Source organism: Prosthecomicrobium sp. N25 (assembly GCF_037203705.1).
GTDB lineage: Bacteria > Pseudomonadota > Alphaproteobacteria > Rhizobiales > Ancalomicrobiaceae > Prosthecodimorpha.
Window position 1 is genome coordinate 109,802 of sequence record NZ_JBBCAT010000006.1, and the last position, 13,877, is coordinate 123,678.

Annotated in this window: 13 protein-coding genes; 6 read left to right on the forward strand and 7 right to left on the reverse strand. The window is 70.8% G+C overall.

Annotated features, from left to right (window positions below):
* Positions 1–50: 50 nt before the first annotated feature.
* Positions 51–368, forward strand: coding sequence for a 2Fe-2S iron-sulfur cluster-binding protein (locus tag WBG79_RS26270; RefSeq protein ID WP_337360352.1), 318 nt, complete (start codon positions 51–53; stop codon positions 366–368).
* Between the two features lie 70 nt (positions 369–438).
* The gene (locus WBG79_RS26275; protein WP_337360212.1) at positions 439–1,044 is read left to right on the forward strand and encodes an NUDIX domain-containing protein; all 606 of its coding nucleotides are present in this window, start codon (positions 439–441) and stop codon (positions 1,042–1,044) included.
* Positions 1,045–1,116: 72 nt separating this feature from the next.
* Here WBG79_RS26275 and WBG79_RS26280 read toward each other — a convergent pair whose 3' ends face one another.
* Positions 1,117–2,154: a hypothetical protein gene (locus tag WBG79_RS26280; RefSeq protein WP_337360213.1), complete on the reverse strand. Its 1,038-nt coding sequence runs from the start codon at positions 2,152–2,154 to the stop codon at positions 1,117–1,119.
* Positions 2,155–2,448: 294 nt separating this feature from the next.
* Here WBG79_RS26280 and WBG79_RS26285 point away from each other — a divergent pair, with 294 nt between their 5' ends.
* The gene (locus WBG79_RS26285) at positions 2,449–3,921 is read left to right on the forward strand and encodes an aldehyde dehydrogenase family protein (RefSeq protein ID WP_337360214.1); all 1,473 of its coding nucleotides are present in this window, start codon (positions 2,449–2,451) and stop codon (positions 3,919–3,921) included.
* A gap of 35 nt (positions 3,922–3,956) precedes the next feature.
* Positions 3,957–4,703, forward strand: a complete 747-nt coding sequence (locus WBG79_RS26290; RefSeq protein ID WP_337360215.1) for an SDR family oxidoreductase — start codon at positions 3,957–3,959, stop codon at positions 4,701–4,703.
* Positions 4,704–4,761: 58 nt separating this feature from the next.
* Here the strand turns inward: WBG79_RS26290 and WBG79_RS26295 are convergent, their stop codons facing one another.
* From WBG79_RS26295 to WBG79_RS26320, 6 genes are all read right to left on the reverse strand, one after another.
* On the reverse strand, positions 4,762–5,373 hold the full coding sequence (locus WBG79_RS26295; RefSeq protein WP_337360216.1) for a DUF1236 domain-containing protein: 612 nt from the start codon (positions 5,371–5,373) through the stop codon (positions 4,762–4,764).
* 248 nt (positions 5,374–5,621) lie between these two features.
* Positions 5,622–5,939, reverse strand: a complete 318-nt coding sequence (locus WBG79_RS26300) for a DUF1236 domain-containing protein (RefSeq protein WP_337360217.1) — start codon at positions 5,937–5,939, stop codon at positions 5,622–5,624.
* Positions 5,940–6,015: 76 nt separating this feature from the next.
* Entirely contained in the window at positions 6,016–7,296 is a 1,281-nt protein-coding gene (locus WBG79_RS26305) for an NAD(P)/FAD-dependent oxidoreductase (RefSeq protein ID WP_337360218.1), read from the reverse strand.
* A gap of 16 nt (positions 7,297–7,312) precedes the next feature.
* Positions 7,313–8,707, reverse strand: a complete 1,395-nt coding sequence (locus WBG79_RS26310; protein WP_443147519.1) for an aspartate aminotransferase family protein — start codon at positions 8,705–8,707, stop codon at positions 7,313–7,315.
* Between the two features lie 94 nt (positions 8,708–8,801).
* A complete protein-coding gene (locus WBG79_RS26315; protein ID WP_337360220.1) occupies positions 8,802–10,199 on the reverse strand; it encodes a glutamine synthetase family protein in 1,398 nt (465 codons plus the stop codon).
* Between the two features lie 99 nt (positions 10,200–10,298).
* The gene (locus tag WBG79_RS26320) at positions 10,299–11,039 is read right to left on the reverse strand and encodes a GntR family transcriptional regulator (RefSeq protein ID WP_337360221.1); all 741 of its coding nucleotides are present in this window, start codon (positions 11,037–11,039) and stop codon (positions 10,299–10,301) included.
* Positions 11,040–11,193: 154 nt separating this feature from the next.
* Here WBG79_RS26320 and WBG79_RS26325 point away from each other — a divergent pair, with 154 nt between their 5' ends.
* Both WBG79_RS26325 and WBG79_RS26330 read left to right on the forward strand, forming a co-directional pair.
* Positions 11,194–12,597: a glutamine synthetase family protein gene (locus WBG79_RS26325; RefSeq protein WP_337360222.1), complete on the forward strand. Its 1,404-nt coding sequence runs from the start codon at positions 11,194–11,196 to the stop codon at positions 12,595–12,597.
* Positions 12,598–12,703: 106 nt separating this feature from the next.
* The gene (locus WBG79_RS26330; protein WP_443147520.1) at positions 12,704–13,828 is read left to right on the forward strand and encodes a polyamine ABC transporter substrate-binding protein; all 1,125 of its coding nucleotides are present in this window, start codon (positions 12,704–12,706) and stop codon (positions 13,826–13,828) included.
* Positions 13,829–13,877 lie beyond the last annotated feature (49 nt).

Sequence of the window (13,877 nt, forward strand, 5' to 3'; positions counted from 1 at the left end):
AGATCGTCGACCGCAATCCCGAGACCCGCGATGACACGGACCAGGCGGCCATCCGCCTGAAGGTCGTCGACCACGCGGGGGTCGAGCACGTCCTGGAGGGCCTGGACGGCTGGCGTGTCATGGAGGTCATCCGCGACTGGGGCGTCGGCATCAAGGCCGAGTGCGGCGGCGCCTGCGCCTGCGGGTCCTGCCACGTCTATGTCGACCCGGCCTGGACCGACCAGCTCGTCCCGCCCTCCGACGAGGAGGTCGAGCAGCTCGACCTCATCTACGAGAGCGAGCCCAACAGCCGCCTGTCCTGCCAGATCCTGCTCCGCCCGGAGCTCGACGGGCTCGCCGTGACGCTCGCGCCTGGCTCGGAGCCCTGAGCGGCCGGCTTGCGCGGCCGGGGCCTCTCTGACACAAGGACGGCCCCTCACCGATCCCGGAGCCGAGGCCGTGCCCAAGCCCTTCACCTTCCGCATCCTGGGTTCGCGCCCGCTCTACCGGGGCTTCACGAAGTTCGACATGGTCGACTTCGAGGTCGTCACCCGCGCGGGCGAGACCAAGCACATCGCCCGCGAGATCGAGGACCACGGCCGCGCCGTCACGGTCCTTCCCTACGACCCGGCCCGCCGGGAGGCGGTGCTGGTGCGCCAGCTCCGCGTCCCCATCGCCTTCAAGGGCGAGGACGACGCCTACCCGCTGGAGACCATCGCGGGCCTGATGGACGTCGACGGCGAGGGGCCCGAGGAGACCGCCCGCCGCGAGGCACGCGAGGAAGCCGGCCTCGCGCTCGGCGCGCTCGATCTCGTGGCGATCGCCTACGCGACCCCCGGCCTCTCCACCGAGCGCGTCCACCTCTTCCTGGCCGAGATCGCCCTCGACGAGGCCCGCCAGGACGAGGGCGGCGGCGCCGACCACGAGGGCGAGGACATCGAGGTCATGGTCCTGCCCCTCGCCGATCTCGCGGCGCGCGTCGACCGCCACGAGATCCGGGACCTCAAGACTGTGACTCTGGTCCAGTCCCTCCGCCTGAAGCGCCCCGAACTCTTCGCCGGCTGACTCCGCCAGGCCCGGCCGTCGCCCGAAAACGAGACCGGCCCGATCTGGGAAGATCGGGCCGGGTGAGACGCTTCAGCGGGCGTAGCGAAGGCTCGGATCGTCGGGTTCCTCGTGCCAGTGGCAGCGGATCTCCCGGTGGAACGGGCCGGCCCCTTCGGCCGGATAGGCATGGTAGTGGCAGTTGCCCCCCACCCGGGGCGCCTGCCGGTAGTAGGCGTAGGGCTGCGCCGCGTAGGGGCGCAGCACCGGCGTGCCCGGCCGGTAGTAGGGGTAGGTGTAAACGAAGCGCTCGCTCCAGCGCCGCGACGGATAGGGGAGATACGCGTCCTCCTCGGCCGCGGGGCCGCGGCGGCGGTCGACATAGTCGCGGTCCGACCGCGGCTCGTAGGGCCGTCCGACCCGATACCCCGGGTCACCTTCGTCGCCGCCGTAGGGCTCCGCCGAACCGGACCGCCCGCCCGGGATGACGACGACGCGTCCGTCGCGCCCCCGCACCACGACGTCGCCGTCCGCCCGGTCTCGGGCCGCTACGTCACCCTGCGGCCGGGTCTGCGGCTGGGGCCGGGCCGGCCTCGTCTCGGCGACGGTCGGCCGCTTGCGGGGCTCGGTCGGCTTCGGCGCCGCCTCCCGGCGCGGCTTGTCGGCCGGCGATGCCTCGGCGTCGCGCGTCTCGTCGGCCGGCGGCTTCGGCGGCGTCCCGGCCGTGGTCTCGTTCGGCGGCTGCGGAGGCCGATCCTTGGTGATCTCGATCTTGCGCACCGGCTCCTCGGCCTTCTCGGCCGGCTTTCCGGCCGCAGCGGGCTCGACGGGCTTGTCGGCCACGGCCGGCTCGGTGGGCTTGGGGCCGAACAGCGGCTTGTCGGCCGAGAGCGGTCCGGGCACGCGCGGGGGGGCGGCGGCCGGCGTCCCCGGGCTGGTCGCCTGGGTCTTCGCGGCGGGCGGCCGTTCCTCCTCGGGCTTCTTCGCGGTGCCCTGGCCGGAGATGTACGGGAGGCTCCCGCCCGACGTGCTCGGGCCGGACGCGTCCTGCGCGGACGCAGGGATCGGCGGCAGGGCCGCGGCGCCCGCGAGGAGGCTCGAAGCGATGAGGAGAAGTGACGCGCGACGCATGACGGACCTGCGATCCTTGAAGGTATGATGCCCACCCTGTCGGCGGACCATGGACCGTCATGGTGGCATCAGCGTGACGCCGCCGCGGCCGGGGTCGGTTCTCCAACGCGAATCGGGTCTGCCGGTTCCGGGGCTCGGCGGCCTCGGACCGCTCCGATCGTAGGCGCCTGCGCCGGCCCCGCAAGGTGATTTCGCCATGCCGGAATAAGCACCCGACCCGCATCCCCCGGGGTGGCTCCCCATAGCGGCCTGTCCTATGGTCCCATCGTCACGGAGAGGTCTCGGGAGGGCCGCATGGGTGAACAGTCGGGCCGCCTGACGGCGGAGGGAACCGTCTACCGCAACTGGATCGGCGGCCGCCCGCAGGACGCCCTCTCGGGCGAGACCCTGGACGTCGTCGCGCCGTCGACCGGTGCGGTCTTCGCCAAGATCCCGCGCAGCGGCGCCGCTGATGTCGATCACGCCGTCGCCGCCGCCCGGACAGCCTTCGAGGGCCCCTGGGGCCGGACGCCGGCCGTGGAGCGGGGCCGCATCCTGAGCCGCCTCGCCGCGCTCGTCGAGGCCCACGCCGACGAACTCTCCGCCCTGGAATCGCGCGACACAGGCAAGCCCCTGCGCCAGGGCCGGGCCGACATGGCGGCGCTCGTCCGCTACCTCGAATTCTACGGCGGCGCCGCCGACAAGCTCATGGGCGACACCATCCCGGTCTCGACCGGCTTCACCGCCCTGACGATTCGCGAGCCGCACGGCGTCGTCGGCTCCATCGTGCCCTGGAACTACCCGGCACAGATCTTCGGGCGCGTCGCAGGCGCCGCGCTCGCGACCGGCAACACCCTGGTGGTCAAGCCCGCCGAGGACGCCGGCCTCTCGCTCCTGCGCGTCGCCGAACTGGCCCTGGCGGCGGGCCTGCCGCCCGGCGTCCTCAATGTGGTGAGCGGTCTCGGTTCGGAAGCGGGCGCCGCGCTCGCCGCCCACCCGGGGATCGATTTCGTCACCTTCACGGGTTCGCCGGAGGTCGGCACCCTGATCCAGAAGGCGGCCGCCGAGAACCGCATCGGCTGCACCCTCGAACTGGGCGGCAAGTCGCCACAGCTGGTCTTCGCCGACGCCGACCTGGACGCCGCCGCCCCGGTGCTCGTCAATGCCATAATCCAGAACGCCGGCCAGACCTGCTCGGCCGGCTCCCGGATCCTGGTCGAGGCCTCCGTCCGCGACGCCCTGGTGGAGCGCCTCGCCGCACGCTTCGAGGCGCTGGTCGCCGGCCCGCACGACGCCGACCTGGACCTCGGACCCCTGATCAGCGCCCGCCAGCGCGCCCGCGTGGCCGGGTTCGTGGGCGAGGCCCAGGCGGCCGGGATCCCGGTCCTGGCGCGCGGCCGGATCGCCGCCGATGCGCCGTCGGGCGGCTTCTACCACGAGCCAGTTCTCTTCGGCCCGGTGCCGCCCGCCCACCGGTTGGCCCGCGACGAGGTGTTCGGCCCCGTCCTCGCCGTGATCCCGTTCGAGACCGAGGCCGAGGCCCTGGCGCTCGCCAACGGGACCGACTACGGCCTCGTCGCCGGCGTCTGGACGCGCGACGGCGCCCGCCAGATGCGCCTCGCCCGCGGCATCCGGGCCGGCCAGGTCTTCGTGAATTCCTACGGGGCCGGCGGCGGCGTCGAGCTGCCCTTCGGCGGCTTCAAGAAGTCCGGCCACGGCCGCGAGAAGGGCTTCGAGGCCCTGACCGAGTTCACGGCGCTGAAGACCATCGTGCTGAACCACGGCTGAGCCGGACGGGACGATCTCAAGACGGGAGGACGAGCATGCGGCTGGACGGCAAGGTGGCGGTGATCACGGGGGCGGCCTCGGGCTTCGGCGAGGGCATGGCCCGGCGCTTCGCCGCCGAGGGTGCGCGCGTGGTGGTCGCGGACCTCAACGGCGAGGGGGCCGCACGGGTGGCGGGCGAGATCGGCGCCGCCGCCGTGGCGGTCACGGCCGACGTGGCCCGGCGCGCCGACGTCGAGGCCATGATCGGGGCCGCGACCGACCGCTTCGGGGGGCTGGACATCCTCGTCAACAACGCCGGCTACACGCACCGCAACGGCTCGATGCTCGGCGTCCCCGAGGAGGTCTTCGACCGCATCTTCGACGTGAACGTCAAGTCGATCTACCTGGCCGCGCTGGCCGCCGTCCCGGTCATGGCCGCCAAGGGCGGCGGCGTCATCATCAACACCGCCTCGACGGCGGGCCTGCGCCCCCGCCCGGGCCTGACCTGGTACAACGCCTCGAAGGGCGCGGTCATCACCATGACCAAGTCCATGGCGGTGGAACTCGCGCCCCAGAAGATCCGGGTCAACTGCCTTTGCCCGGTGGCCGGCGAGACCGGCATGCTGGCCGACTTCATGGGCGCCGACACACCCGAGATGCGGGCCAAGTTCGTCGCCTCCGTGCCGCTCGGCCGGCTGTCCCGGCCCGACGACATCGCCAACGCCGCCCTCTATCTGGCGAGCGACGAGGCGGCCTTCGTGACCGGTGTCGCCCTGGAAGTCGACGGCGGCCGCTGCATCTGACGCAAAGGCCCCGGAGCGAGTGCCCCGGGGCCCTTTCGAAGACGGTTCGGCCGGCGGATCACCAGCGCTCGACGATCCTGACCACCCGCCGCGAGTGCGGCTCCACCACCACGCGGCGGCCATAGGGATCGGCGGCCCAATGGTAGCCCGCGAAGCCGTAGCGCGGCGGCACCGGGGACAAGAAGACCGTGGGCGGGATGACGGCCCCGACCACGACCGGACGGGCGAGCACCACGGGCCGGGGGTCCCGGTCGTAGTAGCCGGGCGCCACCCGGACACGGGCGCGCGGCCCGTCGTCGTCGTAGTCGGCCCGCTCGCGCCAGCCCCCCCGCTCGTGCCAGTCCCCCCGCTCGTGCCAGTCGGCGCGGTCCCGCCAGATCACGCGCCCGTCGCGGTCCACGGGGCGCACGGTGCGCTCCGTGACGGTCCGCTCGTGCACGACCACACCGGGTCCGCCATGCGGTTCCTCGACGTAGCGCGGCGGCGGCCGCCGGACGATCACCTCGGTCTCGCTGTCCGGCCCGATGTCGCGCGGCGGCACCGGCGCCTCGCGATAGGTGCGGTCGACCGTGGTATCCTCGTCGTCGTTGCCGTCGACGAAGACGGTCTGTGCGGAGGCGGCTCCGGTCAACGCGAGACCGGCGACCGCCGCCAGGACATACCTGTTCATGACACACTCCCTCGATCGTGATTGACGGGCGCGGTCGGGTCGAGACCGTCCGCGCCGTGCCCCCGCCCCGGCCCGGCACCTTCCGGGGCCGGAGAATGCCCGTTGGAAAGGCTCGGGCCCGATCGTGTCCGGTTCGCGACGGAAGCGCGGCGGCCCGGCGGTCGAGTCCGCGCTTTCCGGCGACGGTTAACGTGTTGCTTCAACGGCCGGATCGGACGCACCCGCAAGGGCGCCCGACCCTCGGCCCTTCAGCGCTCGATCACCTTGATGACCTTCCGGCTCTGCGGCTCGACGACCACGATCCGGTCGTCCGCGTCCCGCACGTAGCGGTACTCGCGGACGGTCGTGCGCGACCGCGCCTCGTCGGGGAAGTCGGAGAGCTCGACCGTATCGGGCAGCGTGGCGCCGATCGTCACCCGCTCGCGCAGCACCACCCGCGGCGCCGGCTCGCGGATCACCCGGCGGATCACCACGTCGTCGTCATCCGACAGGATGACGCTCTGCGCGGAGGCGGCCGAACCGAGCGCCGCCAAAGCGACGGCGGCGAGCACGAAACGCTTCGTCATGGGATGTTCCTTCTCGTTGCTGCCCCGGTTTCGAACGCACCGCGGGAGCAACGGTTCCGGTCCCGGACCGGCCCGCTCAGAGGCGGTCGCGCAGCGCGTACCAGCTCATGGCGAGCACGAGCGAGGGGTAGCGAAGATGCCGCCCGCCGGGGAAAAGCCGCGCCGGCAGGCCCGCGAAGACGTCGAACCGTCCGGTGTCCCCGGCGATCGCCTCGGCCAATAGTTTGCCGGCAAAGGTGGCCAGTCCGACCCCCTGCCCCGAGTAGCCGCCCGACGTGTAGAGCCCCGGCCGCAACCTCCTCATGAAGGGCAGGCGCGAGCGCGTGACAGCGAGCGTGCCGCCCCAGCCGTAGTCGATCCGGGCGTCGGCGAGGCCCGGATAGATGGCCAGCATGTGTCGGCGCACGAAGCCCTTGATGTCCGCGGGAAACTGCCGCGAGTATGTCTCCCCGCCGCCGAACACCAGGCGCCCGACGCGCGTGAGCCGCCAGTAGTGCACCACGAAGCGGCTGTCCGACACTGCCTCCCGCCCCGGGATCAGCCGGTCCGCCCGCGCGCCCAGGGGCTCGGTCGCCAGGATGTAGTTGTGGATCGGCATGACGTGCGCCTCGGTTTCCCGGTCGAGACCCTCGAGGTATCCGTTGCCGGCGAGCACCACCGCGTCGGCCGTCACCGTGCCCTGCGGCGTGACCACCTTCGGCACCGGGCCGTCGACGAGGCGCGTCGCGCGCGTCCCCTCGTGCAGCACCGCCCCGGCGCGCTCGGCCGCCGCCGCGATCCCGAGCGCCAGGTTGAGCGGATGCAGGTGCCCCGCCGAGGCGTCCCGCCAGGCGCCGTGATAGACGTCGGTGCCGATCGCCGCCGCCGCCGCGGTCCGGTCGAGAAGCGTGATCCCTGCGTAGCCGTAGTCCCGTTCGAGCGTTTCGACCTCTCGCCGCACGACGTCGAGGTAGCGCCGCTTGTGGATGGCGTGGATCAGCCCGTCCTGCCACTCGCAGTCGATCGCGTGGCGGGCGATCAGGTCCTTGACGGTCCGCTTCGCCTCCTCGCCGAGGTCGAAAAGCGCGCGCGCCCGGGCCCGCCCGAACCAGGCCTCGAGGGTGGAGACGTCCTGCCGCTGGCCGGAATGGAGCTGGCCGCCGTTCCGTCCCGACGCGCCCCAGCCGAGCCGGTTGGCCTCCAGGACGACGACTTTCCGGCCTGCCTCGGCCAGATGCAGCGCCGCCGACAGTCCCGTGTATCCGCCGCCGACGATGCAGACGTCCGCCCGCACGTCGCCGGCGAGCGGCGCGCGCGGATGATCGCCGACCGCGGTCGCGGCGTAGAGGGACGGCGCATGGGGGAGCGGCAGGCCCATGGCGGGGTGGACGGCCTCAGGCCGCCACCTTGCCCTGGGCCTTCAGGGCTTCCCAGGTCACGTCCAGCGTGAGCCGCGCGAGCCGGACCAGCTCGTCCACCTCCGCATGCGAGATGACCAGCGGCGGCGCGATGATCAGGCTGTCGCGCACCGCCCGCATGACCAGGCCGTTGCGGAACGAGATGTCGCGCGCCAGCGTGCCGACCTCGCCGACCGGCGCGAAGCGCAGCGCCCGCGAGGGCTTGGCCGGGACGAGTTCCAGGGCCCCGATCAAGCCGACCATGCGCGCCTCGCCGACCAGCGGATGATCGCCCAGCGCCGTCCATCGCGCCTGCATGTAGGGACCGATGTCGGTCGCGACCCGCTCGACGAGCTTCTCCTCCTCCATGATGCGGAGGGTCTCCAAGGCCGCCGCAGCCGCGGTCGGATGGCCCGAGTAGGTATAGCCGTGGAAGAACTCCTCGCCGATCCCGACCACCACGTCGGCGACCCTGTCGGACACCATCACCCCGCCCATCGGGATGGTGCCGGAGGTCAGGCCCTTGGCGATCGGCATCAGGTCCGGTTCGAGACCGTAGAAGTCGGAGCCGAACCACCGGCCCGTGCGGCCGAATCCGGTGATCACCTCGTCGGCGACCAGCAGGATGTCGTGCCGCGCGCAGATGCGCTTGATCTCCGGCCAGTAGGTCTCCGGCGGGATGATGACCCCGCCGGCGCCCTGGATCGGCTCGGCGATGAAGGCCGCCACGTTGTCGATCCCGAGTGTATGAATCATACGTTCCAGCTCGCGCGCGGCAACGACCCCGAACTCGTCCGGCGACAGGTCACCGCCCTCGCCGAACCAGTAGGGCTGCTGGATATGCACGATCCCCGGGATGGGCAGGCCGCCCTGCCCGTGCATCGGCGCCATGCCGCCGAGCGACGCGCCCGCGACCGTGGACCCGTGGTAGGCGTTCCGGCGGGAGATGACGATCTGCTTCGACGGCTTGCCCTTGAGCGCCCAGTAGTAGCGCACCATGCGCAGCACGGTGTCGTTCGCCTCCGACCCCGAGCCGCAGAAGAAGACCCTGTTGACGTGCTCCGGCGCGAGGGCGGCGAGCTTCTCGGCGAGCCGGATCGCCGGCGCGTTGGTGGTCTTGAAGAAGGAGTTGTAGTAGGCGAGCTCGGTCATCTGGGCATGCACCGCGTCGGCGATCTCGCGCCGCCCGTGGCCGACGTTGGTGCACCAGAGCCCCGCCATGCCGTCCAGCATGCGATTGCCCTCGCTGTCCCACAGCCAGACCCCGTCCGCCTTGACGATGATCCGGCTTCCCTCCCGCGCCAGCGCCTTGAAGTCCGTGAAGGGATGCAGGTAGTGGGCGGCGTCCGCGGCCCTGAGTTCGGCGGTCGGATAGACGTTGGACTGCAGCATCATGGCCCTCCAGGCCTGGAGCGGTCGGGGACGGGGAAGGATGGAACCGGTGCGGCGGGACCGGGCCGCACTCACTCTCGCGCGCGGTGCGGCATCACACGTTCAGGAGCAGGTACTCCCGCTCCCAGGGGCTGATCACGCGCATGAAGGTCTCGAATTCGGCCTGCTTGATCGCCCGGTAGGTCGCCACGAAGGCCTTGCCGAAGATGTCCGTCAGTTCTTCGCACTCCTCGAACAGCGCGACCGCCTCGAGGAGGCCGCGCGGCAGGCCGAAGGCGAGCGTGTAGGCCGAGCCCTCGACCGGCTCCTCCGGCGTCAGCCCCTCGGTCAGCCCGATGTAGCCGCAGGCGAGCGAGGCCGCGATGGCGAGGTAGGGGTTGGCGTCCGAGGACGGGACCCGGTTCTCGACGCGCCGCGCCGCCGGCGAGGAGTTGGGCACGCGGAGCCCGACCGTGCGGTTGTCGTAGCCCCAGTGAACGTTGATCGGCGCCACCGACTTGCGCATCAGGCGCCGGTAGGAGTTCACGTAGGGCGCGAGCATGCACATGACATGCGGCAGGTAGCGCTGCTGGCCGGCGATGAAGGCGAAGAAGTCCCGCGTCGGCCCGCCCTCCGGCCCGGAGAAGATGTTGTCCCCCGTCTCGGCGTCGACGACCGACTGGTGGATGTGCATGGCCGAGCCGGGCTCGTTGGCGATGGGCTTCGCCATGAAGGTCGCATACATGTTGTGGCGCAGCGCCGCCTCGCGGATCGTGCGCTTGAACAGGAACACCTGGTCGGCCAGCGCGAGCGGGTCGCCGTGCAGGAGGTTGATCTCCATCTGGGCGGCCCCCTCCTCGTGGATCAGGGTGTCGATCTCGAGCCCCTGCGCCTCCGAGAAGTCGTAGATGTCGTCGAACAGCGCGTCGAACTCGTTGACCGCCGCGATCGAATAGGACTGCCGCCCTGTTTCCGCCCGCCCCGACCGTCCGACCGGCGGCTTCAGGGGATAGTCCGGGTCCTGGTTGCGCTCGACGAGGTAGAATTCGATCTCCGGCGCGACGATCGGCTTCCAGCCCTTGTGCTCGTAGAGCTCGACGATGCGCCGGAGGAGCTGGCGCGGCGCGATCTCCACCGGCCGCCCGTCCCGATGATAGGCGTCGTGGATGATCTGCGCGGTCGGATCCGACGCCCAGGGCACCACCGCCAGGGTGGAATAGTCCGGCGCCAGCAGGATGTCCCCGTCCGCCGGGTCGAACTTGAACACCTCGTCCTCGTCCGGATATTCGCCCGTGATGGTCTGCAGGAAGATCGAGCCCGGGATCGACATGGTCGGCCCGTCGACGAACTTCTGCACCGGCATCATCTTGCCGCGCGCCACGCCAGACATGTCTGGCACCACGCATTCGATGTCGTCGAGCCCGCGCGCGTCCAGCCACGACGACGCCGCCTCCGGCGAGGCGACGCCCCGCACGGATTCGCTGGACTTGGGCTGCTTCTTCTTCTTCGACATGACGATCGGCTTCCGGAGATTTTGTGATCACATTTTCGCAGCCGACAGCTTGGGCGTCAAGGGCGTCCCCGGGCGGGGACCGCCGCGCCCGGCCCCGCCTCAGGGGTCCAGGCCCGACGCGCCGATCTCGTTCATGCCGTCGAGGATGTCCGCCCGGATCGCCGCGCGCAGCCCCGCCTCGTCGCCCCCCCGGATCGCCGCGATGGCGCGCTCGTGCTGGTCGATCAGGATGGCCGTGCCGTAGCGCCCGTAGACGCGCCGCATGAAGGGCCCGAAGCGCAGCCAGAGGCTCTCGATCATCGGCACCAAAACGGTGGACGGTGCGGCGCGGTAGATCTCGAAATGAAACCGGTGGTTGGCCGCCATGTAGCCTTCGACGTCGCCCGACTGCAGCGCCTGCTCGATCTGGTCGTCAGCCTCGACGATGCGCTTCAGGCGCGCGGCGTCGATGTGCGGCAGCGCCCTCGCGGCGGCTTCCGGCTCCAGGAGCGAGCGGGCGCGCACCAGCTCGTCGAAACGCTCCGCCGTCATGTCCGGCACCGAGACGCGGCGGTTTGCCTGCACGACCAGCCCGCCCTCCGCGGAGATCCGGCGGATCGCCTCGCGGACCGGCATGGGCGAGACCCCGAGATTGGCGGCGAGGCCGCGTAGCGTCACGGCCCGGCCCGGCACGATCCGCCCCGTCACCAGCGCCTCGCGCAGCGCGCCGTAGACCTGGTCGTGGATCGGCGCGGCGGCCGAGGGCTCGGCGCCGGACGGTCCGGGCCCCTTCGGCTTCTCGGGCGGGCGGCTCCGCCCCGACCCGGGTCCGACCGCGGTCTTGTCCAATGTCAGCGGCATCCTGGCCGATCTCTCCCCGGCTGTGTCCCTGCGTCGTTGACAGCGCTCGGACAATGTGATCACGTTTTCGCCCGGATGCAATGCCGCTCGGGCCTGCCGCACCGGATCCTCGCCGATCCGATCCGCCAAGCCCTGCGCCGACAACGGAGCCGTCATGGGGCATATGGACGTGGGCGCCGCCGCGGGCGGGACCGTCGCGGGCGAGCCGCTCGCCGGGCCCGGCGAGGCGGAGCGCTTCCTGGCGGCCCATCCGGACCTGGAGGCGATCGAGTTCCTGATCACGGACTCGAACGGCGTCCTGCGCGGCAAGTGGGCGCCCGCCACGGCGCTCAAGAAGGCCTTCAAGGACGGCGTGAACTTCCCCTTCTCGCTCTACGGCCTGGACGTCTGGGGCCGCGAGGTGATGGAGACCGGCCTGCATGTGACGACCGGCGACCGCGACGGCTACTGCCGCGCCGTGCCCGGCACGCTGCGGCCCGTCCCCTGGGCGGACCGGCCCACCGCCCAGGCCATCCTCACCATGCACACCGAGCACGGCGAGGCCTACATCGGCGACCCGCGCAACGCGCTCGCCCGCGTGGTCGGCCGCCTCGCCGCCGCCGGCTACACGGCCTGCTGCGCCATCGAGCTGGAATTCTACCTGCTCGACCCGAAGGCGCCGCCCATGACCAACGGCATGCCCGCGCCGGTCTACCGCGCCACGGCCGGCCCGGTGCCGCAGAACATGTACGCGATGTCGGACCTCTCCGAGTTCTCCGGCCTCTTCTCCGAGATCTGGAGCCACGGCCGGGCCCAGGGTCTGCCGCTCGACACCATGGTGTCGGAGGCCGCACCCGGCCAGTTCGAGATCAACCTCAAGCATCGCCCGGATGCCCTGGCGGCCGCCGACGACGCGGTCATGCTGAAGCGCCTCGTCTGCGAGGTCGCGCGCCGGCACGGGCTCAAGGCCACCTTCATGGCCAAGCCCTTCATGGAGGTCGCCGGCAACGGGCTGCACGTGCATGTTAGCCTGCTCGACCGCCACGGCCACAACGTCTTCGCAGACCCGGTCACGGGCGAGAAGCGCCTCGGCCACTGCGTCGCCGGGCTCCTCGACACCATGCAGGCCGCGACCCTGCTCTTCGTCCCGACCTGGAACGGCTACCGCCGCCTGCAGCCGGGCTCCTACGCCCCGACCACCGCCTCCTGGGGCTACAACAACCGGTCCGTGGGCGTGCGCATCCCGGCCGGGCCCGACGAGGCCCGCCGGCTGGAGCACCGCATCGCCGGCGCGGACGCCAACCCGTACCTGGTCCTGGCCGGGGTCCTCGCCGGCGTGCTCGACGGCCTGGAGCGCGAGCTGACCCCGCCGCCCCCGGTCGTCACCAACGCCTACGAGGAACCGGTCCCGCCGCTCCCCGACGCCATGGACGACGCCATCACGCTGTTCGAGCGCTCGGACTTCATCCGCCGGACCTTCGGTCTCGAATACAGAAGCCTCCTGGCGCACCTGAAGCGCGCCGAGGTGAAGGCCTTCGAGAGCGAGATCACCCCGCTGGAGCGCCTGACCTACCTCTGAGGCCGCGGGGGTGCCGAACCGGGGCCTGCACCGTTGTGGGCCGGCGTGAACTTGATACTTTGGCCGAGCGGTCCGTCAGGGATCCGACCGTGGGAGTGCGAAGACGATGAAACAATCTGCGATGGCACTGTCTCTTCTCGGGCTCGCCGGGGCCCTCGGCCTGCTGGCGCCCGCCGCCTCGCAAGCCCAGCAGAGGCAGGTCAACATCTACAACTGGTCCGACTACATCGACGAGTCGATCCTGGAGGACTTCACGAAGGAAACCGGCATCAAGGTCAAGTACGACACGTTCGATTCGAACGACCTGCTCGAGACGAAGCTGCTCGCCGGCAAGTCCGGCTACGACATCGTCGTGCCCACCGCGACCTTCCTGTCCCGCCAGATCAAGGTAGGGCTGTTCCAGCCGCTCGACAAGTCGAAGCTCCCGAACCTCGTCAACACCTGGCCGGACATCATGAACCGCCTGGCCAAGTACGACGCCGGCAACGAGCACGCCATCAACTACATGTGGGGCACCACCGGAATCGGCTACAACGTCAAGAAGATCAAGGAGCGCATGCCCGATGCGCCCGTCGACAGCCTCGCCATGATCTTCGATCCCGCCATCGTGTCGAAATTCAAGGACTGCGGCGTCATGATGCTTGACGCCAGCGATGAGATGATCCCGGCCGCGATGAAGTATCTCGGCATAGACCCGGACTCCAAGAACCCGGAGGATTTCAAGAAGGCCGCCGAGCACTTCAAGAAGATCCGGCCGAACATCCGCAAGTTCCACTCCTCGGAATACATCAATGCGCTGGCCAACGGCGACATCTGCCTCGTTCTGGGCTGGTCCGGCGACATCAAGCAGGCCTCGACCCGCGCCGAGGAGCGCAACAAGAAGCTGAAGGACCTGAGCAAGGCCGTCGAGATCGCCTACGCGATCCCGAAGGAGGGCGCCTACATGTGGTTCGACAACATGGCGATCCCGAAGGACGCCAAGAACGTCGAGGAGGCCCACATCTTCCTGAACTACATGCTCCGGCCCGAGGTCGCCGCCAAGGCGACGAACTTCGTCCAGTATCCGAACGGCAACCTGGCCTCGCAGAAGTTCGTCAACAAGGAGATCCTCGAGGACCCGAGCATCTATCCGACGCCCGACGTCCTCGCCAAGCTCTATACCCTCACCGCCAACGACACGAAGACGCAGCGCGAATTGACGAACACGTGGCGCGACATGAAGCGCAAGTAAGACTTCCGAACCCGGCGCCCGCGCCGGGTTCTTTCTTTCGGCCCCTTCT